Source organism: Protofrankia sp. Cj5 (assembly GCF_917627405.1).
Classification (GTDB): Bacteria; Actinomycetota; Actinomycetes; order Frankiales; family Frankiaceae; genus Protofrankia.
This window is the reverse complement of record NZ_CAKJTO010000004.1, coordinates 1-22,799: the sequence shown is the minus strand read 5'-3', so window position 1 is coordinate 22,799 and position 22,799 is coordinate 1. Positions and strand designations below refer to the sequence as shown.

Genomic DNA, 22,799 nt, shown 5'->3' with positions numbered 1-22,799 from the left:
ATTTTTTTGATTTTGAAAATAGTTTTTTGGAATTTTCAAAAAAATTAAGCATTCGATAATAGAGGTTTAGATCAAGGAGCGGGGTTGGGGCGCGTGCATCGCGAGGCGGTGGAGGGAGCCGCTCTGGTGGTGGGTGGCGATTGACGAGCTGGGGTGCCCGTGCATCGCACGGCGTATGGCCGGGGAGCGATGACGCGAGGCGCGGGCCCCAGCCTCGCGACGCCGCTTCCTGCTCGGACGCCCCGCTGCCGGAAGCCTCTTAACCGCTATTTTGCGTGGGGCGTAATGATGTACGCGGTGGGACATGTGTGGGTTACGCGTGGGTCATGCGTGAGATGGCTTGCCTGGCGCTGTTTCACCGAGTGTTCCAGTGGTGGCACGGCGCTGCTGGTTGGTCACATTTTTATGATGTGGGTTGAAGTGGGTTCTTCGTTGGTTTGTCAACCGATAATCATTAATTTTTCTTTCATGCATATGATGCTGCTATTACGGATGGTGGCTGACGTTCGCGCATCGTGGGGGCCCATGAGGATGCGGGCCGGTTCACCGCTATGCTCCTTTCGTCCTACTTGGGGGGGACACCAAGATTGGGACCTACGAAAGGCTTAGAGAGCCAGTGATGATCAACTGCAGTGCCCGGTGGAGTCCCGTGGCAAGTACCGAGGCACTAGGCGTGGGCCCTCGAGGCGCCTCTCCGCTGGGCGACGTGGCCGAGTGCTCCCAGGAGCGCCGTGCCGGGCGCCACTCGGCTGCCAGCCGGCTACCAGCCACCGTGGTGTTGTCCGCTGTTCTCCTGACCGGTGGGCTTGCCGCGTGCAAGCCAGCCGATTCGAGCCTGACGCAACCCGCCCATAGCACGGCGGCCCCCGCGGGAAACCAGGCACCGATCCAGACGCCCGCGGCTCCCACGGCTACCGGGAGCACGCTGTCTGCCGGGTCGGTTGTTTCGTCTCCGGCAGCCACAGCGACCGCCCAGGCCTCAGCGCCTGCCGCCGCATCGGCCTTGCCAGCCCTGGTTGCCGGGCTGACGGGGATTCCGGTGCCGCCGGCGCCGTTGCGTCAGGTCGGGGTGTCGACCACCCAGCAGTTGACCGCCGCGCTCGCGAACGCCCGGCCAGGGGATCTCATCCAACTCGCGGACGGGCAGTACAGCGGGCACTTCGTCGCCAACCGGGCGGCGACCGCGAAGGCCCCGATCACGGTGCGTGGCTCACGCAACGCAGTGCTCGATGGTGGGTCGATCAACAGTGGCTATGTCTTTCACCTTGACAACGCCGATTACTGGCGCTTGGAGGGTTTCACGGTCCAGGACGGCCAGAAGGGGGTGATGACCGACCAGACCAGCGGGGCGGTCATCACCGGACTACTGGTGCGGAACATCGGTGACGAGGGCATCCACCTACGGAACTTCTCGACTGACAACATCGTCGCCGGGTCGACGGTCAGCGGTACCGGGCGCAAGGATCCGGGCTTCGGCGAGGGCATCTACATCGGCTCGGCCGAGTCGAACTGGGCAAAGTTCAGCGGTGGGAAGCCGGATAACTCCGATCGTAACCAGATTATCGGTAACGCAATCAACGGAGTGACCGCGGAGGCGGTTGACATCAAGGAAGCCACAACCGGTGGCGTCCTGCGGAGCAACACCTTCGACGGCTCCGCCATCACGGGTGACAACTACGCGGATTCGTGGGTCGACGTGAAGGGCAACAGCTGGCTCATCGAGGGCAACGTCGGTGTCAACAGCCCGAAGGATGGTATCCAGACCCATGTCGTCGTCGACGGCTGGGGAATGGGAAACATCATCACCGGCAACAAGCTCGACGTCCGCGGTCCCGGCTTCGGTGTCAGCGTTGACAAGCCGGACAAGACCAGGAACACCGTCTCCTGCACCAACACCGTCACCGCGGCGGCGAGCGGGTTGTTCAACGTGCCCTGCACGCGGTAACGCTCTCCGCGCGCGGTAACAGTCTCATCGCTGTAGGACCGCGGGTGGCTCATGAGGTTTCGGGCCACCCGCGGTCACTGTTTCCAGCTGTATGAAGTCGTCGATGCCCGCGGCGAACAGCGCGTTACGCGAACCAACAACGCATCGGCCGATCTGTTGCGCGCAAGGCTCCTTGCTGGCAGTGTCTGCTTCGATTTCCATGATTGAGTCGAAAATACAGAATGAACCGCCCCGGGTTCTTTGGAGACCGGGATGCCTGCGCTTCGGTCGGCATAGCAGCTTCGTCCTGCGGGTAGTAGCGGGACTCGAATTCGGCGGGCTTGTTTTTACGATCCGGTGACGGCGCGGTTTTTGACGGTCGACCCGGCTCTGGATCGCACGCGTAGTCCGTATGGGTATGTCGGGGGAATCCGCTCAACGACGCGGATACGAGTGGGTTGTGCGGGTTCTGGTGCAAGGTCGGTACTGGTATCGGTATCGATGTGGCGGTTGTGGGTACCGCGGCGTGCATCGTTCTTGAGCCGTGCGGTCTGGTTGAGGCCGGTGGCGTGCTGGCCGGAGCCGGAGCCGGAACCGGAGCCGGAGCCGGAGCGGGTGCGGGTGCGTTGGTGCTCGGTGGTGGGGTCACGATCATGGCCGAGACCGGTGGTGTGATCGTGGGTGGCACTGTGGTGGGTGGTCTCATCGGCGGCGTGTCCGCCGCGGTAGCAAGCGCCGACGGCGGTTCCGGCAGCCGCTCCAGTGGCTCTAGTGGAAGATCCAGTATTTCCAGCAGCCGCTCCGATCCTGCGTCCACAGAGTGCATCGGGTATGACCATGGTCGTCGCTGGGTGGTGTTGACATCTGTCACCAGTGATGGCACTGCCGGGCCCCTACCGCACCCAACCGGACCGACTGTAGGCGGGTGCCCTAGCGTGTGCGAAGGTTCTTTCGTAGCTGTTGGAGCGCCCGGCAACAGGGGTGTTGATCAAGGAGTGAGGCTGGGGTGCGTGCATCGCGCGGCGATGGCTGGGGAGCGATGACGCGAGGTGCGCACCCCAACCCCGCAATGCCGCGTCCCCTGTTGCCGGGCGCTCTTAAGCCCAAGTCGCGCGATCATGACCTTTTCGCGTCGCCGGAGGTTCCTGGGGTAAGTCTGTACCTGCACGGGACGATCCGCACCGACGCGGACCGATCAGAGGAGACGATCTACAGATGGCCATCAGCCTTGCCAAGGGCGGCAACGTCAGCCTTACCAAACAGGCCGCCGACGCGGGCACACCTCAGCTCACCGCGTTGACGGTTGGGCTCGGGTGGGACGCTCGCACCACCACTGGCACCGACTTCGACCTGGACGCCTCCGCCATCGGGGTGAAGGCAGACGGTAAGGCTCTCACCAACGAGCATTTTGTCTTCTTCAACAACCTGAAGTCCCCGGAGGGCGCCATCACGCTCACCGGCGACAATCTCACCGGCGCGGGTGAGGGGGACGACGAGTCGATCGTCATCAACCTTGGCCAGGTGCCGGCCGACATCGACAAGATTGTCGTTCCGGTGTCGATCTACGGTGCGCAGGACCGGCACCAGAACTTCGGCCAGGTGCGCAACGCCTACATCCGTGTCGTCGACCAGACCGGCACTGAGCTGGTCCGTTATGATCTTTCCGAGGACTACTCCACTGAGACGGTAGTCATTTTCGGTGAGGTTTACCGCAACGGCGCCGAGTGGAAGTTCCGTGCGGTTGGCCAGGGCCACAACGACCTCGGCGGTCTCGCCCGTGATCATGGCGTCAACATCTGACGCATCGCTTTCAACGTATCATCTGGCTCTTTTCGCCTATATGGCATGATCCGTCGGTGGACGGCGATACTTCAGGTCACCGTCCACCGAGGGCGGTTTTGTCGACGGTGACAGCGTATGGGCGGCAAGCGGTAAGCGGTAATGCAGCGGGCTGATCGGGGAACATCAAGGGCATGACACCGATGATGACGGCCTGGCAGGTCACCACACCGGCTCCGGCGACGGCGCGACCGCTGCGGCGCACGGCCGTCCCCGTGCCAGAGCCGGCTGCCGGCGAGGTGCGTCTACAGGTCGTAGCCTGTGGGGTCTGCCGTACGGACCTACATCTGGCCGAGGGCGATCTGCGACCGCGCAGGCCCAACACCGTTCCCGGGCACGAGATCGTCGGTTATGTCGACGCAGTCGGCCCTGCGGTGAAAGGTGTTGCTATCGGTGATCGGCTGGGAATCGCCTGGCTGCGGGAGACCGACGGGACATGTACCTACTGCGGCCGCGGCGCGGAGAATTTGTGTCTGACCTCCCGCTACACCGGTTGGGATGCCGACGGCGGTTATGCCGAGTACGCCGTGGCCCGGGCGGACTACGCCTACCGGCTGCCGGATGGTTATTCCGATGCTGAACTGGCACCGCTGCTGTGCGCAGGAATCGTCGGATTCCGGGCGCTGCGTCGCGCTGAGCTCCCGGCCGGTGGCCGGCTTGGGGTATACGGCTTTGGCGCATCCGCCCACCTTGCCGCGCAGGTGGCACTGGCGCAGGGCGCGAGGGTCCACGTGATGACCCGCTCCGAGGATGCGCGACAGCTCGCGCTCGCGCTCGGCGCGTCTTCGGTCGGCGGGGCCTACGACGCCCCGCCGGAGCCGCTCGACGCAGCCGTTCTGTTCGCCCCGGTTGGCGACCTGGTCCCGGTCGCGCTGGGGGCCCTGGACCGCGGCGGGACGCTGTCGGTCGCCGGTATCCACCTCTCCGATGTGCCGGTGCTGAGCTATCAGCGCCATCTGTTCCAGGAACGGACGCTGCGTAGCACGACCGCGAACACCCGGGCGGACGGGCGCGAGTTTCTCGGGATCGCGCGGCGGCATCGGCTCGCGGTCACGGTCCAGCTGTATCCGCTCGACCGAGCGGACCAGGCGTTGATCGACTTGGCCTCGGACCGGGTGAACGGCGCCGCGGTCCTGCTCCCGGCCGGCTGAACAGCGCGAGCGTGGCGCGGTACGTAGCGGTCGTCGGGCGTGGCGCTCCCAGGGAGGCGCTGGTCAGCCTTGTTTGACCGCCAGTAGTCGGCGTTCGGCGGAAGTCAGCAAGTCTGATATTTCCCGGTTGAGGTACCCGGTGGCGCCACGTCCGATCTGCCGGCGGCGCAGGATGCCCGCGCCGACAAGCTCCTCGGCTGCGGCCCACGCGGCCTGCACGGACACGTCCAGGATGCGCGCCGCGCTGGTTGCTGTGATCACAGGGGAGGTGGATAGTACGGTGAGTAACCGATCGACTGTCGCGGGTTCTCGCGGCCGGTTGCGGACCACGACTGTTCGCTCGCGGAAAGCTGTCAGTCTGGCATCCCAGGACCGGCGTAGTTCGGCGATCTCCTCGGCGAACGTACGGGCCTCCTCGATCGCCACGACCAGGGAGTCGAGAAAGAAGGTCAGCCACTGGTTCAGCGCCGCGTGGGCGGCTCGACCACCAGGCGGGCCATCATGGCAGTAGGCGGCCAGCGCCGTCACATACCTGTCGGAGCGGCTCACAAAGGCGAGGCTGATCGGCAGCACGGCGGGTGTGACCAATCCTCGGCGGGCGAGCACGGCATGGATCAGCGTCCGTGCCACCCGCCCGTTGCCGTTGTCGAATGGCTGGATGGTCTCGAACTGGGCGTGGACGAGCCCAGCCTGGATCAGCGGTGGGTGAGCGTCGCCTGAAGCATAGGCGACAAGATCGGTCATCAGCCTGACCACATCGGACGGTGGCGTAGGTATGAAGGCCGCGTCGAGGGGGTTCCATTCGCTCCCGCCGAGCCAGGTCTGGACGGATCGCGGGCCGGTGTGCCGGTGGCCTGGCAGCAGGGTGCGCTGCAAGCTGACAATACCGTCCACGGTGATGGCCTCAGTGCCGGGAAGATCGGTGACCGCGCGCCGGAGCGCGGCGATGTTGCGGGCGACCCGGCGGGCGTTCACGCTGAAACCCTCGACGACATTGTCGGAGCCGGCTCCAGCGGCGAACTCCGCCAAGGCGACCTGCTGGGGAGCGACCTGGATTCCCGCGATCCGGGACGACGCGACTGCCTCGGCGCGCAGCAGAAAATCTGCCAGCTGGTCCAGGCTCACCACGACCGTGCTGGTCAGTGATCGGATGCCCACCTCGATCGCTGTCGCGCGCGCGATGAGATCCTTGTGAAGGACCGGCGGAGACCCGGCCAGCGGATCAGGATAGTACGGGCGATACACCCCTGTGCGGCGTCCGCGCAACGGCGCGGCCGGGTTCGGGGACCAGAGTTGTTCCCCGTATCGACCCATCGCCGGATTCCTCTGTTTTCAGCACTTCGACACCAGCCAACACTACGGCCTTTCCCCGAATAGCCGCTTCGCGACGATTCGCCGGGCCCCTGGCTCTTGGGCTGGCCGCCGCCCGGAGGCCGCTCAACTCCTGCCCCGGCCCAGCAGGTGTAGCAGCCCGGCCGCAGTTGCGCTGAGCGTGGCGGCGACGAGTACATCCCGGGGCAACAGATCGGCGGACTCCCGCTGGATGCGTCCGTGGAAGCGGTCGAAGCGGCCCGGCCATGGACTGCGTCCGGCGAAGTAGATTCCGATTTTGTCGGTGTCGGGAAGGCATGCCCCACTCATACCGGCAAGCACCGCGAGCCGCCGGCCGGGTGGCGCGGCCGCGGTCAGAAGGCCCATTGCGATCAGCCCTGCCACGCCGTCGCGCCGGGCGACCGGGATCCAGCTCAGCCCTGGGCCGGTACCCCAGTGCGGCAGCATGTCCATTGCCAGATGGGAGGCGAAGCCCACCGCAAACGCGGGCAGCGGCCGGCGTACTGCCGTCCCGAGCAGCGCTCCCGCACCTACATGTGCACTAATGATCATTTGTTGTGCGCTCCTGAGGGTCGTAGGAGTTCATCCGCGCGCGGACGACCGGGCCGCGAACGTCACCTGAACAGGCTGTATGTCTCTTTCCTCGCGGCCAAAGGCGGCGCGGGAGGGGTGCGGCCGCGCCGTCCTGCTGAACTCGACAGGAGTTGCCCACAGTAGCCGAGAGGCGTTCGCACGCCGCCACGCGCGATGCGGGGTAACACTGTCTATCCCAACAGCGCCTGACCGGGGAGCGCCCGGTCAGGCGACGACGCGACGGCCTTCGAAGGCGCGGCCGAGAGTCACCTCGTCCGCCCATTCCAGGTCGCCGCCCATCGGTAGGCCACTGGCCAGGCGGGTGACCTTCACGCCCATCGGAGCGATCTGCCGAGCCAGATAGGACGCGGTGACTTCACCTTCGGTGTTCGGATCTGTCGCGAGAATCAGCTCGGTCACCGTTCCATCGGCCAGCCGAGCGATCAGCTCCCGGATATGCAGATCGTCAGGGCCTATTCCGCCGATCGGATTGATTGCGCCGCCAAGAACGTGATAACGCCCTCGGAACTCCCGCGTCCGCTCGATGGCGATGACGTCCTTCGATTCCTCGACGACGCAGATCTGTTCTGGATCACGCCGCTGGTCCGAGCAGATCCGGCACAGTTCCGCCTGCGCGACGTTGAAGCAGAGCCGGCAGAACCGTACCTTGTCTTTGATCTCGTTCAACGTGGCCGCGAGGCGCCGCACATCAGCGGGGTCCGCGGAAAGAAGATGGAAAGCGATCCGCTGCGCGCTTTTCGGGCCGATACCCGGCAGCCTACCGAGCTCGTCGATCAGATCCTGGACGATCCCCTCGTACATCGTTACTGACCTGCCCCGATGCGGTTACCAGATACGGCCCAGCCGTCCATCGACATGGCTGTCACCCCAGGCCCGAGGTGTCAGAACCCGGCCCGGATCCGCCTGCTAGACCTGACCGGCCCGCCGGACCTGGCGGTCCGCCGGGAATACCGAGCCCGCCGAGGGCGTCGCCGAGCCCGCCGGTGACCTGGCCCATGCGATCCGAGGCAAGCCCGCGCGCATTGCCGGCGGCGTCCCGGACGGCCGCGAGGACGAGGTCCGCCAAGGTCTCGGTGTCGGCCGGATCGACCGCGGCGGGGCTGATGGTGAGATCGACCAGCTCGCCGCCGCCAGTCACAGTGGCTTTCACCAGGCCTCCGCCGGCGGTGCCCTCCACCCTGGTGCCGGCGAGCTCCTGCTGGGCGTTCATCAACTCGGCCTGCATCCGCTGGGCCTGCATGAGGAACTGGCCGAAGTCCGGCCCAGGTGTCTGCGGGTTCGACATGTCCCTGAGCCTACGTCCGGGTTCCGATACACCTTGCGGGGAAGGCCGCGATTCGCGGTCCAGCTGGTTGGGTGTGCCCGCGGATATCCGGCTGGTCTCCTGGCGCGCTCAGTCGGCGGGTTGCTCGATGACAGTGGCGCCGAGATCGGACCGCAGCAATGCCATCGCGGCGGCCTCCCCCGACAGCGACGCCTCTGGGTGGGCTGGCGCGTCATCGTCGTCAGGGGAGGCTTCATCGTCGATGTCGCCGTGGCTGGCCGTTGCCGTCACCGGTGTTGTTGGCGTCATCGGTGTTGTTGGCGTCATCGGTGTTGTTGGTGTCACCGGTGCTGTTGGCGCCGCAGCTGACGTTGTTGGCGCCGCCGGCGTCGCTGACGATGGCGGGTACATGGGCGAGCGTCCTGTCACATCCACGCCTGCCTGGGCGCTGGCATGACCGTTGCCCACGGCGGGTGAACCCGACCGGTCGGCGGTCGTCGCCGCATGACGGATCGGCCCGGCCGGCGGAGCCTGCGCCGAAGGCGCGGACGCGCCCGCGAGCCCGGCCGCGTGCCGCGCGGCCGCCGGTGGCCCCGGCCGCGTCGGTGGAGGTGCTGCCGTCAGCGGGGGTGCTGCCGGTGGCGGGGGCATGACGGCCACAGCGTGCACTGGCCCGGTCGAAGCCCATGGCGCACCGAAGCCGGCTGGCACCAGCCCATGATTCTCGCTCGGGCGGCCTGGCGGCCTGCCGCCCTGGACGAAGCCCCCGGCGGCACCAAAGCCATGTGATCCACCGGATCCGGGCGGTGCACCGGCAGCGCCACCCGTCGACCCGCCGGCTGTCGCGATGGTGATCCGCCAGGTCCCGCCCAGAATTTCGGTCAGCGCGGCGCGTAGGACCTCGATGTTGCTGCCCTGGCCGAACATCCGGGCGATCGTCGCGACCGTGAACGCGAGGATGACCTCGTCACCACGAACATCGGTGACGGAGGCGTACTCCTGAAGCAGGGCATGGGTGGCGGGCTTGCGCGACCTGGCCGCACGTAGCACGTCATCCCACGCCGCGTGCAGCCGTCCCACCTCGGTCCCAGTGGTGGATGGTGTCACCGCGGTGGCGCCGGATGTGAGTGATGGGCGTGCTCCGGCCGCGGGACCCCCGGAAGATCGAGCGGGGGAGGGCGGTTCTGCCGGGCCCGGGGCAACCGTGGGAACGGGCTTTCCGGCGGCGGCCGGAACCGGAGTGGATGCTGTCTGCATGTGCGCGGCCGGCCGCGATGGTCCCGGGCTGCCGGTCGCTGCCGTGGCATGCGCCGGACCGGCGCCGCCGCCCGCGTCCGCTTGCCGTTCCAACCGCTCGAGGCGGACCAACAGGGCCGATGGGTCGGACCCGGCAGCGGGTAGCAGCGTCCGTGCCATGACCAGTTCGAGCAGCAGCCGCGGGCTGGTCGTCCCGCGCATCTCCTTGAGACCGGCATGCACGACATCCGCGGCCCGGGAAAGCTCGGCCGGGCCCATCCGGCCGCACTGGCTGCCCATCCGCTCAAGCTGGTCGGCCGAGTAGTTCTCCAGCAGCCCCTTGGCGGGAGCGTCCGGCACCGCCGCAAGGATGATCAAATCTCGTAGCCGTTCCAACAGATCTATGGCGAAACGGCGGGGGTCGTGCCCGGAGGAGACGACCTTGTCGACAACGGTGAACGCGGTGGCGCCGTCCCGCGCGGCAAGGGCGTCGACCGCTTCGTCCAGCAGGACGCCATCGGTCATCCCGAGTAACGCGACCGCCCGATCGTAGGAAAGGCCATCCGGCCCGGCACCGGCGAGCAGCTGGTCGAGCACGGACAGCGAGTCACGCACGGAGCCAGCGCCGGCTCGCACCACCAGCGGCAGCACCGCCGGGTCGACGTCGACCCCCTCCGAAGCGCAGACCGACGTGAGGTGGTCGCGCAGTGCCCCGGGCGGCACGAGTCGGAACGCGTAGTGATGGGTGCGGGAGCGGATGGTGGCGATGACCTTGTCGGGCTCGGTGGTCGCGAACACGAACTTCAGGTAAGAGGGTGGTTCTTCGACGACTTTGAGCAGGGCGTTGAAAGCCGCCGCTGTGACCATGTGGGCCTCGTCGACGACATACACCTTGAACCGCGCCGAGGCTGGCGCGAAGAAAGCACGTTCCCGCAGATCGCGGGCATCATCCACCAGCCCGTGGGAGGCGGCGTCGATCTCGGTGACGTCCATGGACATACCGCGACGGATCGACACGCACTGCTCGCACACTCCGCACGGTTCGGGCGTCGGTCCGTTCACGCAGTTCAGGGATGCGGCGAGGATGCGTGCGGATGACGTCTTGCCACATCCACGCGGGCCGCTGAACAGGTAGGCGTGGTGGAGGCGGCCGGTCCGTAGCGCCTGCATGAGCGCGCCGGTGACGTGCTCCTGGCCGACGACCTGGGCAAAGGTCGCTGGGCGGTACCGGTTGTACAGCGCGCCGCTCACACGATCACCGGCCTACTCCGTCGCTCGCTCCGTCGGCATCCCGGGCGTTGCCAGGGATCAGGGCTCTCGTCGGGCTCATGGCCCCGCGAAGAGGACGACCCCTCGCACACCCGCCAGAGCCTGCTTACCCTTGCTGCCTTCCGGCCCTGGGGGAGTTCACGAGGGTGACGCCGCGCGAGGGGTCTGCAAGGGAGTCTAAGGCCTGCTGGATGGATCTTCAGCGGCGCATCGGTGATCCGCGAGTCATCGTTTGGCTGAGCGTAATGGATCTTGATGCCCGGCGGCGTTGATGCCGCTGGGATCCGATAAGCTCGTCAGCGGAGGATTCGCCTAGTGGCCTAGGGCGCACGCTTGGAAAGCGTGTTGGGGGCAACCCCTCGAGGGTTCGAATCCCTCATCCTCCGCAGCGATCATGCAGCTCTGTCAGGGCAGGGGCCGCAGGCCTTCCGATTATGAGAACCGATCCCTGATCGTGTGGTCTTGTTTCTGGTCTCATGCGCCCGGCAAGGGCTGCTCGCCCGCGCCAGGGTGCGTCCCACCGCAGCCAGCTGACCGTGCCCGCCGCCTCATGCAACATCGGGTCGGTCACATGCTGGTAGCGCCTGCGCATGCCCGAGGACCACCCCATGATCCCCATAACGATCCGGTCCGGCGCCCCCGGCAGAAGCCGGGCCGTCGCCGCGGCAGGCTGCCATGTCGGCAGCATCCGGCATGCCGGCAGGGCCCGTCATGCCGGCAGCATCCGCGTCCGCGGACGTGTCGGCCGCTACGACTGAGCACCACACAGACACGAGCCGTCAAAGAATCTCCGGCCCTGCGCCGCGTGTCCCGACCCTGGAGGGTGATGTGTCATCGAGTAGCCCCACCGGCCTGCCCGGCCAGGTGGGCCTGGGCAGCCGGACAGCCCTGTCGGCGGATCGCCTGCTTGCGCTCGACCAGGCGCACGTCTGGCATCCCTATGGGCCGATGCCCTCCACACATGAGACGTTCCTCGTCGAATCCGCCTCCGGGACACGCCTGCGCCTGGCGAGGCCAGTCGAAGGCAGGTCTGAGCTGATCGACGGAATGTCCTCCTGGTGGGCCGCCATCCACGGCTATGCGCACCCCGCTCTGGACGCCGCCCTGCATGCCCAGGCGGCAAAGATGAGCCACGTGATGTTCGGCGGCCTGACCCACGAGCCGGCGATCAGGCTGGCCGCCCGGCTGGTGGAGATGACGCCTGAGCCGCTGCGCCACGTGTTCCTCACGGACTCCGGCTCCGTGTCCGTCGAGGTCGCCGCCAAGATGGCGATCCAGTACTGGCGGTCGACGGGGCGTCCGGAGAAGGTTCGGCTGATGACCTGGCGCGGGGGCTATCACGGCGACACATTCCATCCGATGTCCGTGTGCGACCCGGTCGGCGGCATGCATCAGCTCTGGAGGCGGGTGCTGCCGGCCCAGGTCTTCGCGGACCAGCCACCCGTCGGCTTCGATGTCCCGACCGACCCGAGGTATCTGGCGGACTTCGCGGACCTGCTGGCCCGCAACGCTGACCAGATCGCGGCGATCATCGTGGAACCCGTGGTCCAGGGTGCCGGTGGGATGACCTTCCACAGCCCCGGCTACGTCCGGGCACTGCGGGAGCTGGCGTGCGACCACAACGTGTTGCTGATCCTTGATGAGATCGCCACCGGCTTCGGGCGTACTGGGAGGCTGTTCGCGGTTGAACACGCCGGTGTCAGCCCCGACATCATGTGTGTGGGGAAGGCCCTGACCGGCGGCTATCTCTCGCTGGCCGCCACCTTGTGCTCCGAGGAGGTCGCCCGGGGGATTTCGCGGGGCGAGATGCCGGTGCTGGCTCACGGCCCGACCTTCATGGGGAACCCGCTCGCCTGTGCGGTAGCCAACGCGTCACTGGACCTGCTCACGGAGGGGGGGTGGGCGGCTTCGGTCGCCCGTATCGAGGCCCGGCTGGCGAGCGGGCTGTCGTCCGTGGCCGCGTTTCCCGGAGTCGCCGATGTGCGGGTCCTGGGCGCGATCGGGGTTGTCCAACTTGATCATCCGGTGGACGTGCCGGCCGCGACCAGGGCCGCGTCGCGCAACGGCGTCTGGCTGCGGCCGTTCCGGGATCTCCTTTACACCATGCCGCCGTTCATCTCGACCGATGCCGACATCAACGCGATCACGTGCGCGCTGCACGCCGCCGCACAGGTCGGTTAAGAGCGCCCGGCAATAGGGGCGTGGATCAAGGAGTGGGGCTGGGGTGCGTGCATCGCGAGGCGGCGGAGGGAGTCACCCTGGTGTTGGGTGGCGACCGACGACAACGACGGGATGCCCCACCCGGACGCCGCGAGCCGGACAGTCCGCTATAACCGGGTACAAGGCGACCGGTATCCACAAGCGGCTCAGTCGCTTGTGAAGCCCAGCGCGCCGGATGCCTCGGAATCGCTGTCGGCGAGGAACTCCCGGCAGCGGGCGGCCTCCTCGGTTTCACCGATGGCGGCGGCGGCACGGCTCAGCGCCGCGAGCGCGCGCAGGAAGCCCTGGTTGGGCTCATGGGACCACGGGATCGGCCCATGCCCGCGCCAACCGGCACGGCGCAGCTGGTCCAGACCGCGGTGGTAGCCGGTCCGCGCGTAGGCGTAGCCCGTGACAGCCGCGCCCGCGTCCAGGGAGCGCTCGGCCAACATCGCCCAGGCAAGGCTTGAGTCCGGGAAGCGGCCCGCGACAGCCTCCGGGGCATCGCCGGCGCTGAGGGCCCTGGCGGCGGCCGGATCGAGAGCGAGCCTTGTCGGAGGCGGACCGCCAAGGAGATCCGGCCGTTCGGGGGATGTCGTCATGAGGCCCATCCTGCCGGATCGCGCTCATGCCGCATCGCGTGGGGAGCTTTCACGCGGCGGACCTGGTGGGAGGGGGGTGGGCCATCAGGTCCGCCGCGGGATCGGGGGCCGAAGCCGACATCGTCTTCGGACAGCCGGGAAACCGTGGTTCAGAGCGCCCGGCAACAGGACTGTCCGGCTCGCGCCGCCCAACACCTCCGTCGCACTCCTCCGCAGCCCTCGCGATCCATCCATCCGGACGCCGCTGTCTGACCGGACACCCTACTGCCGGAGCTTTTTACGCGTGCCCGCGCTCACAGCGCCGACGGGCTGGTGACGGTGATGTCCCAGAGGTTCTTACCGACCACACCGGTCTGTCCGTCGTCGACCCGGGTCAGATAGCTGTACAGCGACGCGAGACCCTGGGATTCCCCGCCGAAGCGGCCGTCCACCTGCAGAATGAACTTCTTCTCACGCATCGTGCTCTGCCAGACGTAAGCGTCAGCGCGAACTTCACCGGCCAGCGCGGTGGAAAGGGTTGTGCCGGCGAAGTTTGACGATGCCAGTTGAGCCTTCGCGCGTTCCAAGGTCATCGGAGGCTGCGCTGGGGCAACCGCCTGCTGGACCACCTCGGTGCTGGGCACGGCTGCCGCTGTCTGCGGTGCTGGGCCGTTGTTGGTCAGGCCCATCTTGACTGAGCAGGACGGCCAGGGGGACCAGCCGCGAGCGTTGTAGAGCTTGTGGGCGGCATCGTCCTGCAGTGCCGGTGGCGCGTCGCTGGGAAGACCGGAATAACCAAGGCCATGCCAGGTCCCGGCGTCGAACTGGTAGGCGCCGTAGAAACCGTTACCGGTATTGATGTGATAGTTGTTACCGGACTCGCACTGGCGGAGTTTGGCGAAGTCGTCGGCGGTCGCGGCGCTCGCTGGGCTGGCCGCGACGGCGAGACCACTGCCCACGAGTGCTGTGACAGCACCGGTGGTGCGCAGGACCTTGACGGCGGTGGACGACTGTTGCGGGGCGCGGTGCCTGCCAACAGACGGCATGTGGGTCGGTCCTTCCCGTCGCCTACGAGGTGAGCTGTCGGGTTCGGGCTGGGAACATGCCCGGCCGGTGACGCCCATGCGCGTCGCCGGCTTCACCCCAAGGACACCGGCGTCTCCGGTATCCGGATGTGGTTCCCCCGATCCCGTCCTAGCGGCTTCGCGGTAGGTCCTGCCGCGGCGGACGGGGACGGGATTCGGCGTCCGTTCGCGCGGCCTCGCCGATCTGGCGAGTGGGGAGGACTCTAGCGAGCCTGGCTCTTTCGAAGCAAATCGGGGTGTCGGATGAACTACATGGATCTGGCCTACATCCCCCGAATGAACTATGTGGGCCAAACTGAGAACTGTACCTGGTGATTGGGAAAGCTCCGCTGGAGGGTTGCTTGTGTTGGGTTTTTGTAACGACGAGTAATCGGGCCGGTCGTTATAGTGTTTATCTGTTGTGTTTGTTGTCACCTTGGTGTGGCCGGCCCGACTCGTCGTGCGCGGGGTCTATATCAGTTTCGTAGCCGTCAGGCGGTAGCTGTTCGGTTCAGGCTCAGCTGAAGGTGGCCGTCCAGGTTTGCGGTCCGCAGATTCCGTCCACCGTCAGGCCCTTGTCAGCCTGGAGATGGCTCGCCGCACCAGCCGACTCCGGTCCGTACTGACCATCAATCTGGATGTTGTAACCAAGACCATTCATCTGCTGCTGCCACGACCGCACGTCCGGTCGCACCTGGTCGACCAGATCGGTCGTCAAAGGCGTGGCAGCGGCAGCGACAGCGACAGCGGTCGACGGGGTGGCCGCGTTCGCCGCGCGCCATGCCCAACGCGAGGAACCGCTTCTGCCGTATGAGCGTGCCTGCCACGAGCTGCTGTCCGACGAACCGGTGCTGTCTGGGCTGGCGCTGGCGCTGCTTGGACTCGACGAGCTGGCGCCTGACGAGCTGGTGCCCGACAAGCCGGTGCCGGTGCTGTTTGATGACGAGCTGGTGCCTGACGAGCTGGTGCCTGACGAGCTGGTGCCTGACGAGCCGGTGCCTGACGAGCCGGTGCCTGACGAGCCGGTGCCTGACGAGCCGGTGCCTGACGAGCCGGTGCCCGACGAGCCGGTGCCCGACGAGCCGCTGCCCGACGAGCTGGCGCCAGCCCCGAGTTGGCCGGCGCTCATGCCCCGGCCACAGACGGGCCACTGGCCGAAGCCGGATTGGGTGGCGAGCTTGAGCGCGGCCTCGTCCTGGGTGCTCGGGGATGCGCTGCTGGGCAGTCCGGTGTAGCCCAGGCTCTGCCAGGTGCTCAGCGAGAACTGGTATGCGCCGTAATAGCCGTTGCCGGTGTTGGCCGTGTAGTCACCGCCGGACTCGCACTGGCGAAGCCCCTCCCACGTGGTGGCGGCGCTGGCCGGCTGTGACATCGCGATGCCACCACTGATCGCCGCGAGCAGGGCCGGGGTCAGCACCATGGCTCGGGTACGGACCCGGGCCCGGCGAATTCCGCGATGTCGGCCGCGAGAACTTGTACGGGACATATTGGTAATGCCCTTCCCCACGCCTGCGAGGTGAGCTGTCGGGTTCGGGCTGGGACTGCCCGGCCGTTTTCACGGCTTCACCCCGAGGACGCCTGGTATCGACGCCCGGAAGTGGGTCCCCCGTTCCTGCCGCAAGTTTGGTTTTCGTCGGGCGCGGGCAGGATTCGGCGTGCCGCCCGACGTGTCCCCGCCGTATCGACGGGCACGGCGCAGACCATAACCAGCATCGCTGGTGGCTGAACAAGCCGTGAATGCGCTTCGTGACTATGCGCACATCGGGCTGGGTGCTCTTGCCGTATCTCGAGATCGGCTGCTAACGCACGCCGGCGCGCGCTCATCACTTTCCAGCGGCGGAAACCACGGGCAGCGGCGGGGTGGCCACCGTGCCGCAGCTGGCCCGAGTAATACCGCGTGCACCCGGACAGGTTGTTTGCGTAGCCCGCGGCGCCGCATCGAATTCGGGTTCCCAGCACTCATAGCGGGCGTTCACACGACATCGTCCGATGCATTCTGGGGGAACCTGTTTTGAATCTTCTGTCCGGGCGGTCGACAGCGTCGACAGCTGTGATTCAAAACAGGTTCTACGACGGGGAAGGACAGGGCGGCATGGACCGGTGTGGTTGGGTACGAGGATCCGGTGGTGGCCGAAGGAGGCGCGAAAAGCGATGCTCGCGCCTCCTTCGGCCGGTGAGCCGGCCGGCTCGGCCGGTGAGCCGGCCGGCTCAGCCGGTGAGCGAACGCCCGGCGGAGCGCAGGTCCTCGCAGGCCCGCACGACGCGGGCGGCCATGCCGGTCTCGGCCGCCTTGCCGTAGCTGCGGGGGTCGTACTGTTTCTTCACACCGACCTCGCCGTCAACTTTCAGCACTCCGTCATAATTCTTGAAAATATGGTCGACGATCGGCCGAGTGAACGCGTACTGAGTGTCGGTGTCCACATTCATCTTCACAACGCCGTAGTCCAGCGCTTCGCGGATTTCGGCCGGGTCGGAGCCGCTACCGCCGTGAAACACCAGGTCGAACGGCTTGGTATCGGCTGGCAGCCCGAGCTGTCGCGCGACATACTGCTGTCCGTCCCGAAGGATGCTTGGACGGAGTTTCACGTTGCCCGGCTTGTACACACCGTGTACGTTTCCGAAGGTTGCGGCGAGCATGTAGCGGCCCCGTTCGCCGGTGCCGAGAACCTCGGCGGTTCGCCACATATCCGCTGGTGTGGTGTAGAGCTTCTCGTCGATCGCGCCGACGACCCCATCCTCCTCACCGCCGACGACGCCGATCTCCACTTCCAGGACGATCTCAGCCTGGTGGCATTCGATCAGGAGAGCGTCGGCAATCTTGAGATTTTCCTCGAGTTCGACCGCCGAACCGTCCCACATGTGTGACTGGAAGAGGGGGGGCCTTCCTTCGCTGAGAACCCGTTCCTTGGAGATCGCGAGCAGCGGACGCAGATAAGTGTCGAGTTTGTCCGCCGGGCAGTGATCGGTGTGCAGGGCGATATTGATCGGGTAGGCCTTTGCGACATGATGGGCGAACTCGGCGAGCGCCTGGGCGCCGAGGACCATGTTCTTCACCCTGGTGCCGGAGAGGAAATCGGCGCCACCGGTGGAAACCTGTACGATGCCGTCACTGCCGGCATCGGCGAAGCCCTTCAGCGCGGCGTTCAGAGTCTCGGACGAAGTAACGTTGATCGCCGGGTAGGCGAACGCCTCGGTCTTGGCCCGGTCAAGCATCTGCGCGTAGACGTCCGGGGTGGCGATGGGCATGGGTCTGGCTCCTGTGAGCAGTCGGGTTGCATGTCTGTCCGGTTGGTAATGAACTGATTTGTTCGGCAATCATGGGCGGGAAGCCGCACGATGAGTATGATGAGCGGGTCATCGGGGCGGGCGGGACCCGTGAGTGTGGATGGCCCGTTCGGCGCGGCGCTCTATGCTGGCATCTTCACGCTCGTATTCGTCGACAGCGGCGTCCTTATCGATATCGATTTCTGGCTGCCTGGTGACACGATCCTGTTCGTTGCCGGTCTGCTCGCGGCAGACCCGCACACGGGCATGTCGCACAGTGCGCCCACGTCCGGGATCGTGCTGGCCGCGACCGCTGGCGCCGTAGTCGGTCATGTTACCGCGCCGAGGTCTGGCGGGCCCTGTCTCCAACGGCGTCACGGCCGGATACGTGCCTGTGCTGATGCCCTCTACCAGGGCTTTGGCACTCTGGCCCGGCTTGCGGCCCGGTTTGTCCGACGGATGCGGACGTTTGCCCCTGGGCGTGCGGGAGCGGGCACCACGGCTGGATTGCCGGCGCTGCCGCGATGTTCCCGGTCGCGATGTTCCCGGTCGAGGCGGGGCGAGGCGGCGGTTGAGTTCCAGCGTCGTCGGTATCGCGGGCGGGCCCGTTCCGGCGCTACCGGGGGTAGCTGGCCTGGGCCGCTGGTCGCTTATCCGATACGGCGCGTCCTCGGGCTCCTCAGGCACAGCGATACGCTGGCCCGATCTGCTCATGACTATTCGGTCAAAAGCGATATCAGATGGCTCGCCATGCCTAGTACTCGCTACCCTTGTCCCTGCTGGAGGGGATGCGGAGGGGACACGACGCGGGGGGGACCGACCATACGGAAGGTTCCATGGATCGACATCGCAGACATCGCCGTTCCCGGCAGGGCTGGTCCGGTGCTGTCCTGGCAGTATTCGTTCTTGTTCTTGCCACGACCGGGCTGCTTCTGACTCAGCTTGTCCACGGGGGAGGGCCCGCCGCCGCGGACAATTCGACTGCCTCCTCGGCCCTGATGTCGTCGACATCACCGGTTGAGCTTGCGGCTCAATCTGTATCGCGGCAGATTGTCGACCGCGGCACGGTCAGCGGGACCGTTCAGATTCGCACCGCTGTCCCAGCCGACGCGCAGACGTGGGTGGCCTACGTTCTGCGAGGGCCCGGCACGATCGTCCGGGTGGCGCCGGTTGCCCCATATGAGATCAGTCTCGATACCCGTTCGGTACCTGACGGCATATACACCTTGAACGAGGCCGTGTTCAATGGATCGCGGACCCCGTGGGTACGGACGAGCCGAATGCGGATCATTAACACGCCCGCACCGGCAAGCACCTCGGACGCACATGCGTCGCCCGCACCGGCGATCATCCCGTCGCCGTCGTTCGTGCCGAGCCCGCAGCCGCGGTCCGCGGCGGGCGCGCAGGCCACGGTGACAGATCCCGCGCGCACGGCCGCGCCGGCCATACCGGTCGCCGCCACCGAGGCGGCGCCGGCAGACCCGGTATCCCAGGTGGTAACGCTTACGAACACCGAGCGAGCTAAAGCTGGCTGTGCTCCGCTGACCGTTGACTCCAGGCTGACAGCCGCGGCCCAGGCGCACAGCGATGACATGGCCACCCACAATTACTTCAGTCACACAAGCCAGGACGGCCGGACGCCGTTCCAGCGTATGGCCGCCGCCGGGTACCAGTTCTCGATCGCGGCCGAGAACATCGCGGCTGGGCAGCGCACTCCCGCTGAGGTCATGACCGGCTGGATGAACAGCGCCGGGCACCGTGAGAACATCCTTAACTGCTCGTTGAAGCAGATCGGCGTCGGCTATGGCGTGGGGGGCAGCTACGGGATGTACTGGACGCAGGATTTCGGGACGCCCTAGGAGTCACCGAGCGGGGCCGGGGCGCACGCACCCCAGCCCCGCGTGGCCGCGTCCCCTGTTACCAGTCGCTTTTAACGTATATTTCGCTGCTTGTCGGGCGCTGGCGTACGCCGCATGATGCCGGCAATTGCGTTCGGACGGTCACAGCCATCGGTTCTCAAAAGCGGTTACTCTTGGGTGCCGATCACGTAGGGTCGATATCATGCGACTGGAGCGACCTGTCGACGCGTTGGGCGTGACGGTGCGTTAGGTCTATCTAGTGGATCTTGATGGATCCGGGTGTGTCCGGGCCAGGGAACCCGGTGGATCGTGAACCGATCTTCCGAGAAAGTGGATCCCCGCGGTCTGTGTTTCACCGGGTGGACCCCAGGGGCGAGAGGGGGCGACGTGGTTCGTGCGGTGGTGACCGGCGCTGGCGGATTCATCGGGGACGCGGTTGCGCGGGAGTTCCGGCTACGCGGCTACGACGTCGTGCCGGTAGACGTCCGTCGCGGTCCCGGCATCGTCGTGGCCGACGTCACCCATCCGGGTGACTGGGAGAAGCTCCTTGTCGGAGCGGATCTTGTCGTGCATGCGGCAGCGGTCGGGACAGGCGGCGGCGGCGAACTGACCGCGGTCCGCGCTGGCGTGCCGAGCCGGTCGGTTCCGCTTACGGACGGTGAACTACGCAGGATCACAGTAGCGGGCACGGCCAGCGTCCTGGACGCATGCCAACGTGCTGGTGTCGGCCGCGTTGTCCACATTTCCTGCGTGAGCGTGCTGGGCGGCTCCTTCCCAGCCGAGGCTGACGAGGCCGTGCCCGTCACCATGACAGGCCTGGCGCGGGCTGACGCGCTGGCCGCGGCCGAGCACACGGCAATAGCCGCGGCCGCCCGCGGTCTGGCGGTGACGGTGCTGCGGGCCGGCGACGCGTACGGACCACGGGCGGGCAGATGGACCCTGTGGCCGTTGCTGCTGCTGCGGGCTGGCCGATTCGTTCTGGTGGACTCTGGCCGGGGCGTGCTGAGCCCGGTCCACGTCGACGACCTTGTTTCGGCGATCGCCGCGGTAGCGGACTCCCCGGCGACGGTAGGTGAGATCCTGCATGCTACCGGTGGCACGGGCATCGGGGCAGCCGAGTTTTTCGGCCGGTATGCGCGGATGGCGGGCCTGCCGCTGCCACACTCGGTACCCGCGGCGCTGGTTCGTAGGCTCGACTCGGTCGACCGGCTGCTGATCGAGCGTGGGTGGTTGTCCGGGCGGGTGAGCTCGCGCCTGCATCCTCGATCTTATGTTGATCTTGGCCCCCTTGCGTTGACGGAGCTGACCCGAACGGGTACCTACTCGATCGCAAAGATCAGACGCCTTGCCGGCTGGCAGCCCCGCGTTGGCCTTGACGAGGGGATGGCCCGCACGGAGGTACTGCTCAGAGAGCGGGGACTGCTCGGCGTTGCGGAGCCCGCCAGCCGTGGGTGAGGGGCCGGCCCTGACGACATCCAGGCTGCTCGCGCTTCCCCTGACGGTGTGGAACGCGGGCTTCGTGGCCGAGGAGCTGGGACCGCTGCTGGCGGGTGCGTGTCTGCACCGGGCGCAGGGGATCGCTGTCGACGCGGCGGGCGATCCGACCGCCGCGCTACGGCGGGACCTGCGCCGCCGAGCCGGTGCGGGTCGCGGTGTGATGACGTGGACGGTGCGCGGTGACGACTCAGCGGCTGTCGGGCTGCTGGCGGTGGACGCCATTGACCGGCGTGCCCTGGTGTCGGTGTCCATCGGACGTCCCTACCGGCGTCGGGGGTATGCCACCGAGGCGCTGCGGGCGCTGGCCAGTTGGCTGGAGTTCCGCGGTCAGGTAGTCGTCGAGAGCCGGGTGCGGGTGGGTGACCGCACGGGTGAGCGGCTGGCTGTGGCGACCGCGTTCGTGCCCGCGGACATAGTGCTGGCGGATGGTTGGCGGGTCTGGTTCCGGCCGCCACCTCCGTAGCGTCACCACTGTCCGGGCGGCACGGTCCCGTTCTCATCGTTTTCGTAACTTAGAGTTATCTAACTGGCCCCGATGTTTACCTCGCCGCAGGATGCGGCACCATAGATGCGATGTCGCGAATGGGACGGTGTGGACCAGTCGCCCAGCTCGCGCGTCCGTGTCGGTTGGTCATCGGCGCGTGTCATGGATGGGGGACCGTACGGTTGGCGCGAAGGCGCCTGGGAGGTTCTCAGAGTGAGCGTGGAAACTCATCGTGAAGTCGCACTTACGAACAGTCCGGACGAGGCAGGTCCAGTGCGACCGCGCGGGTCCGAGGTCACGTATGATCATCTGATTATTCCGCCGCATTGGCGCCGTTCGGACGAGTCCGGGCCAGGGGCGTACAATCCACTGTTCCCGGATGATCCGTGTATCGATCCGCATAATCCACAGACCGGTCCCATCACGGGCGCCATGACCGGCCCTCTGCTGGTGGGTACCACCGCTCGTGCGTTCGCCAAGCTCGACGACCTGGTCCGCCTCAATGCCGACGACCGCGCGGTCATCGACGCCCGGCGGGATGACGCTGAGCAGGCCCTGCGGGCGATCTTCCCGCCGCGCTGCGCGTTGCCTCTCGTCGGTGTGGCGACCATCGGTTCCGCGGGGCGTGACACGATGATCCGCCCGCTGGACGAGGTTGACATCTTCGTCGTGTTCAGCGCCGCCAACAGCGCGTGGAAGCGCTTCCGCTGGGACTCACGCGACCTGCTGCTCTGTGTCCGTAACGCGATCGGCGGTGACCGCATCCAGACGATCGGCACGCGTGGCCAGGCCATGCGCATCGTCTACAACTCAGCCCCGGACGTCCATCTCGTGCCCGCCTTCGACCATCCGCGGGCTGGTTATGTCATGCCGGACTGTGTGGGCGGATGGCTGCCGACCCGCCCTGAGCGGCACGCGAGCTGGATGGCGGACGCGGGCCCGCGGGTCGCCTCGGCGGTTCGGCTGCTCAAGGCGTGGAATCGAGTCTGTGGTAGCCATCTGCGTTCGTTCCACCTCGAGGCGCTCGCGGGCAAGGTTCTGATCAACCGTGGGCTCAACACCCGGCAGGCGCTGGCGGAGGTCTTCAGGCACATCGAAACCAAGGGATTCACCGCCTACGACCCGGCGGAGGTCGGAGGTGACCTGTCGACGTACCTGCAGCCAGGCGACTGCGACGCCCTTGCGGAGTCGGTGCGTTTCGCCCGTGCCCATGCTGATGACGCTGTTGAAGCGGAACAGGCG

General features: G+C 66.8%; 19 protein-coding genes, 1 tRNA gene, 1 other RNA gene, 1 pseudogene and 2 riboswitches. Of the genes and pseudogenes, 10 read left to right on the top strand and 12 right to left on the bottom strand.

Going from position 1 to position 22,799, the window contains the following annotated elements; translation table 11 throughout:
• The first annotated feature begins 649 nt into the window (after positions 1 to 649).
• The 3 genes from MJ777_RS02115 to MJ777_RS02105 all read left to right on the top strand — a co-directional run bounded on the left by MJ777_RS02115 (position 650) and on the right by MJ777_RS02105 (position 4,914).
• Positions 650 to 1,945 (top strand): nitrous oxide reductase family maturation protein NosD, encoded by a 1,296-nt coding sequence (locus tag MJ777_RS02115; RefSeq protein ID WP_239372806.1) that lies wholly within the window; start codon positions 650 to 652, stop codon positions 1,943 to 1,945.
• Positions 1,946 to 3,139: 1,194 nt separating this feature from the next.
• Positions 3,140 to 3,724 carry a TerD family protein gene (locus MJ777_RS02110; protein WP_239308298.1) on the top strand — a complete coding sequence of 195 codons (585 nt, stop codon included), beginning with the start codon at positions 3,140 to 3,142 and terminating at the stop codon, positions 3,722 to 3,724.
• A 185-nt stretch (positions 3,725 to 3,909) separates the two neighbouring features.
• The gene (locus MJ777_RS02105; protein ID WP_239372846.1) at positions 3,910 to 4,914 is read left to right on the top strand and encodes a zinc-dependent alcohol dehydrogenase family protein; all 1,005 of its coding nucleotides are present in this window, start codon (positions 3,910 to 3,912) and stop codon (positions 4,912 to 4,914) included.
• Between the two features lie 63 nt (positions 4,915 to 4,977).
• Here the strand turns inward: MJ777_RS02105 and MJ777_RS02100 are convergent, their stop codons facing one another.
• From MJ777_RS02100 to ffs, 6 genes are all read right to left on the bottom strand, one after another.
• Positions 4,978 to 6,228, bottom strand: coding sequence for a Fic family protein (locus MJ777_RS02100; protein WP_239372804.1), 1,251 nt, complete (start codon positions 6,226 to 6,228; stop codon positions 4,978 to 4,980).
• Between the two features lie 123 nt (positions 6,229 to 6,351).
• Positions 6,352 to 6,798 carry a hypothetical protein gene (locus MJ777_RS02095; protein WP_239308296.1) on the bottom strand — a complete coding sequence of 149 codons (447 nt, stop codon included), beginning with the start codon at positions 6,796 to 6,798 and terminating at the stop codon, positions 6,352 to 6,354.
• A 246-nt stretch (positions 6,799 to 7,044) separates the two neighbouring features.
• Positions 7,045 to 7,641, bottom strand: a complete 597-nt coding sequence (gene recR / locus MJ777_RS02090; protein ID WP_239308295.1) for a recombination mediator RecR — start codon at positions 7,639 to 7,641, stop codon at positions 7,045 to 7,047.
• A gap of 61 nt (positions 7,642 to 7,702) precedes the next feature.
• Positions 7,703 to 8,125, bottom strand: a complete 423-nt coding sequence (locus tag MJ777_RS02085; RefSeq protein WP_239308294.1) for a YbaB/EbfC family nucleoid-associated protein — start codon at positions 8,123 to 8,125, stop codon at positions 7,703 to 7,705.
• Positions 8,126 to 8,233: 108 nt separating this feature from the next.
• The gene (locus MJ777_RS02080) at positions 8,234 to 10,591 is read right to left on the bottom strand and encodes a DNA polymerase III subunit gamma and tau (RefSeq protein WP_239372802.1); all 2,358 of its coding nucleotides are present in this window, start codon (positions 10,589 to 10,591) and stop codon (positions 8,234 to 8,236) included.
• A 90-nt stretch (positions 10,592 to 10,681) separates the two neighbouring features.
• Positions 10,682 to 10,778: signal recognition particle sRNA small type (gene ffs / locus MJ777_RS02075), an RNA gene on the bottom strand.
• Between the two features lie 132 nt (positions 10,779 to 10,910).
• Here ffs and MJ777_RS02070 point away from each other — a divergent pair.
• Positions 10,911 to 10,995, top strand: a tRNA-Ser gene (locus MJ777_RS02070).
• Positions 10,996 to 11,557: 562 nt separating this feature from the next.
• A complete protein-coding gene (locus MJ777_RS02065) occupies positions 11,558 to 12,790 on the top strand; it encodes an adenosylmethionine--8-amino-7-oxononanoate transaminase (protein ID WP_370651417.1) in 1,233 nt (410 codons plus the stop codon).
• A 185-nt stretch (positions 12,791 to 12,975) separates the two neighbouring features.
• Here MJ777_RS02065 and MJ777_RS02060 read toward each other — a convergent pair whose 3' ends face one another.
• The 3 genes from MJ777_RS02060 to MJ777_RS02050 all read right to left on the bottom strand — a co-directional run bounded on the left by MJ777_RS02060 (position 12,976) and on the right by MJ777_RS02050 (position 15,171).
• The gene (locus MJ777_RS02060; RefSeq protein WP_239308291.1) at positions 12,976 to 13,410 is read right to left on the bottom strand and encodes a DUF3151 domain-containing protein; all 435 of its coding nucleotides are present in this window, start codon (positions 13,408 to 13,410) and stop codon (positions 12,976 to 12,978) included.
• A gap of 293 nt (positions 13,411 to 13,703) precedes the next feature.
• Positions 13,704 to 14,435 carry a transglycosylase family protein gene (locus tag MJ777_RS02055; RefSeq protein ID WP_239308290.1) on the bottom strand — a complete coding sequence of 244 codons (732 nt, stop codon included), beginning with the start codon at positions 14,433 to 14,435 and terminating at the stop codon, positions 13,704 to 13,706.
• Positions 14,436 to 14,440: 5 nt separating this feature from the next.
• Positions 14,441 to 14,607, bottom strand: a riboswitch (cyclic di-AMP (ydaO/yuaA leader).
• 363 nt (positions 14,608 to 14,970) lie between these two features.
• Positions 14,971 to 15,171 (bottom strand): peptidoglycan-binding protein, encoded by a 201-nt coding sequence (locus tag MJ777_RS02050; protein WP_239308289.1) that lies wholly within the window; start codon positions 15,169 to 15,171, stop codon positions 14,971 to 14,973.
• 4 nt (positions 15,172 to 15,175) lie between these two features.
• On the opposite strand from MJ777_RS02050, the gene MJ777_RS02045 reads away from it, so the two are divergent.
• A complete protein-coding gene (locus MJ777_RS02045) occupies positions 15,176 to 15,688 on the top strand; it encodes a hypothetical protein (RefSeq protein ID WP_239372848.1) in 513 nt (170 codons plus the stop codon).
• Here MJ777_RS02045 and MJ777_RS02040 read toward each other — a convergent pair.
• The 3 genes and pseudogenes from MJ777_RS02040 to MJ777_RS02030 all read right to left on the bottom strand — a co-directional run.
• Positions 15,652 to 15,825: pseudogene (locus MJ777_RS02040) on the bottom strand (transglycosylase family protein); the annotation flags it as partial. The gene MJ777_RS02045 and the pseudogene MJ777_RS02040 sit on opposite strands and share 37 nt — an antisense overlap.
• 119 nt (positions 15,826 to 15,944) lie before the next feature.
• A riboswitch (cyclic di-AMP (ydaO/yuaA leader) is annotated at positions 15,945 to 16,119 on the bottom strand.
• 542 nt (positions 16,120 to 16,661) lie between these two features.
• Positions 16,662 to 17,699, bottom strand: coding sequence for a class II fructose-bisphosphate aldolase (gene fbaA / locus MJ777_RS02035; RefSeq protein ID WP_239308287.1), 1,038 nt, complete (start codon positions 17,697 to 17,699; stop codon positions 16,662 to 16,664).
• A gap of 108 nt (positions 17,700 to 17,807) precedes the next feature.
• Complete coding sequence (locus MJ777_RS02030; protein ID WP_239372800.1) at positions 17,808 to 18,050, bottom strand: hypothetical protein; 243 nt, start codon at positions 18,048 to 18,050, stop codon at positions 17,808 to 17,810.
• Between the two features lie 503 nt (positions 18,051 to 18,553).
• On the opposite strand from MJ777_RS02030, the gene MJ777_RS02025 reads away from it, so the two are divergent.
• The 4 genes from MJ777_RS02025 to MJ777_RS02010 all read left to right on the top strand — a co-directional run.
• Positions 18,554 to 19,576 carry a CAP domain-containing protein gene (locus MJ777_RS02025; protein WP_239372798.1) on the top strand — a complete coding sequence of 341 codons (1,023 nt, stop codon included), beginning with the start codon at positions 18,554 to 18,556 and terminating at the stop codon, positions 19,574 to 19,576.
• A gap of 387 nt (positions 19,577 to 19,963) precedes the next feature.
• Positions 19,964 to 21,031, top strand: coding sequence for an NAD(P)-dependent oxidoreductase (locus MJ777_RS02020; protein ID WP_239308285.1), 1,068 nt, complete (start codon positions 19,964 to 19,966; stop codon positions 21,029 to 21,031).
• Positions 21,024 to 21,536 (top strand): GNAT family N-acetyltransferase, encoded by a 513-nt coding sequence (locus MJ777_RS02015; protein ID WP_239345382.1) that lies wholly within the window; start codon positions 21,024 to 21,026, stop codon positions 21,534 to 21,536. The genes MJ777_RS02020 and MJ777_RS02015 overlap by 8 nt, the downstream gene beginning before the upstream one ends.
• Positions 21,537 to 21,770: 234 nt before the next feature.
• Positions 21,771 to 22,799: nucleotidyltransferase (locus tag MJ777_RS02010; protein ID WP_239372796.1), on the top strand; the 1,029-nt coding region annotated here is incomplete at its 3' end.

Coding starts and splice junctions, on each gene's coding strand:
- MJ777_RS02110 (WP_239308298.1), top strand. CDS start 3,140: ATGGCCATCAGCCTTGCCAAGGGCGGCAACGTCAGCCTTACCAAACAG.
- MJ777_RS02105 (WP_239372846.1), top strand. CDS start 3,910: ATGACGGCCTGGCAGGTCACCACACCGGCTCCGGCGACGGCGCGACCG.
- MJ777_RS02100 (WP_239372804.1), bottom strand. CDS start 6,228: ATGGGTCGATACGGGGAACAACTCTGGTCCCCGAACCCGGCCGCGCCG.
- MJ777_RS02095 (WP_239308296.1), bottom strand. CDS start 6,798: ATGATCATTAGTGCACATGTAGGTGCGGGAGCGCTGCTCGGGACGGCA.
- recR (WP_239308295.1), bottom strand. CDS start 7,641: ATGTACGAGGGGATCGTCCAGGATCTGATCGACGAGCTCGGTAGGCTG.
- MJ777_RS02085 (WP_239308294.1), bottom strand. CDS start 8,125: ATGTCGAACCCGCAGACACCTGGGCCGGACTTCGGCCAGTTCCTCATG.
- MJ777_RS02065 (WP_370651417.1), top strand. CDS start 11,558: ATGCCCTCCACACATGAGACGTTCCTCGTCGAATCCGCCTCCGGGACA.
- MJ777_RS02060 (WP_239308291.1), bottom strand. CDS start 13,410: ATGACGACATCCCCCGAACGGCCGGATCTCCTTGGCGGTCCGCCTCCG.
- MJ777_RS02055 (WP_239308290.1), bottom strand. CDS start 14,435: ATGCCGTCTGTTGGCAGGCACCGCGCCCCGCAACAGTCGTCCACCGCC.
- fbaA (WP_239308287.1), bottom strand. CDS start 17,699: ATGCCCATCGCCACCCCGGACGTCTACGCGCAGATGCTTGACCGGGCC.
- MJ777_RS02030 (WP_239372800.1), bottom strand. CDS start 18,050: ATGACCGACTACGGCGCCAGCGGTCGCGGCCAGCACGATCCCGGACGT.
- MJ777_RS02025 (WP_239372798.1), top strand. CDS start 18,554: ATGGATCGACATCGCAGACATCGCCGTTCCCGGCAGGGCTGGTCCGGT.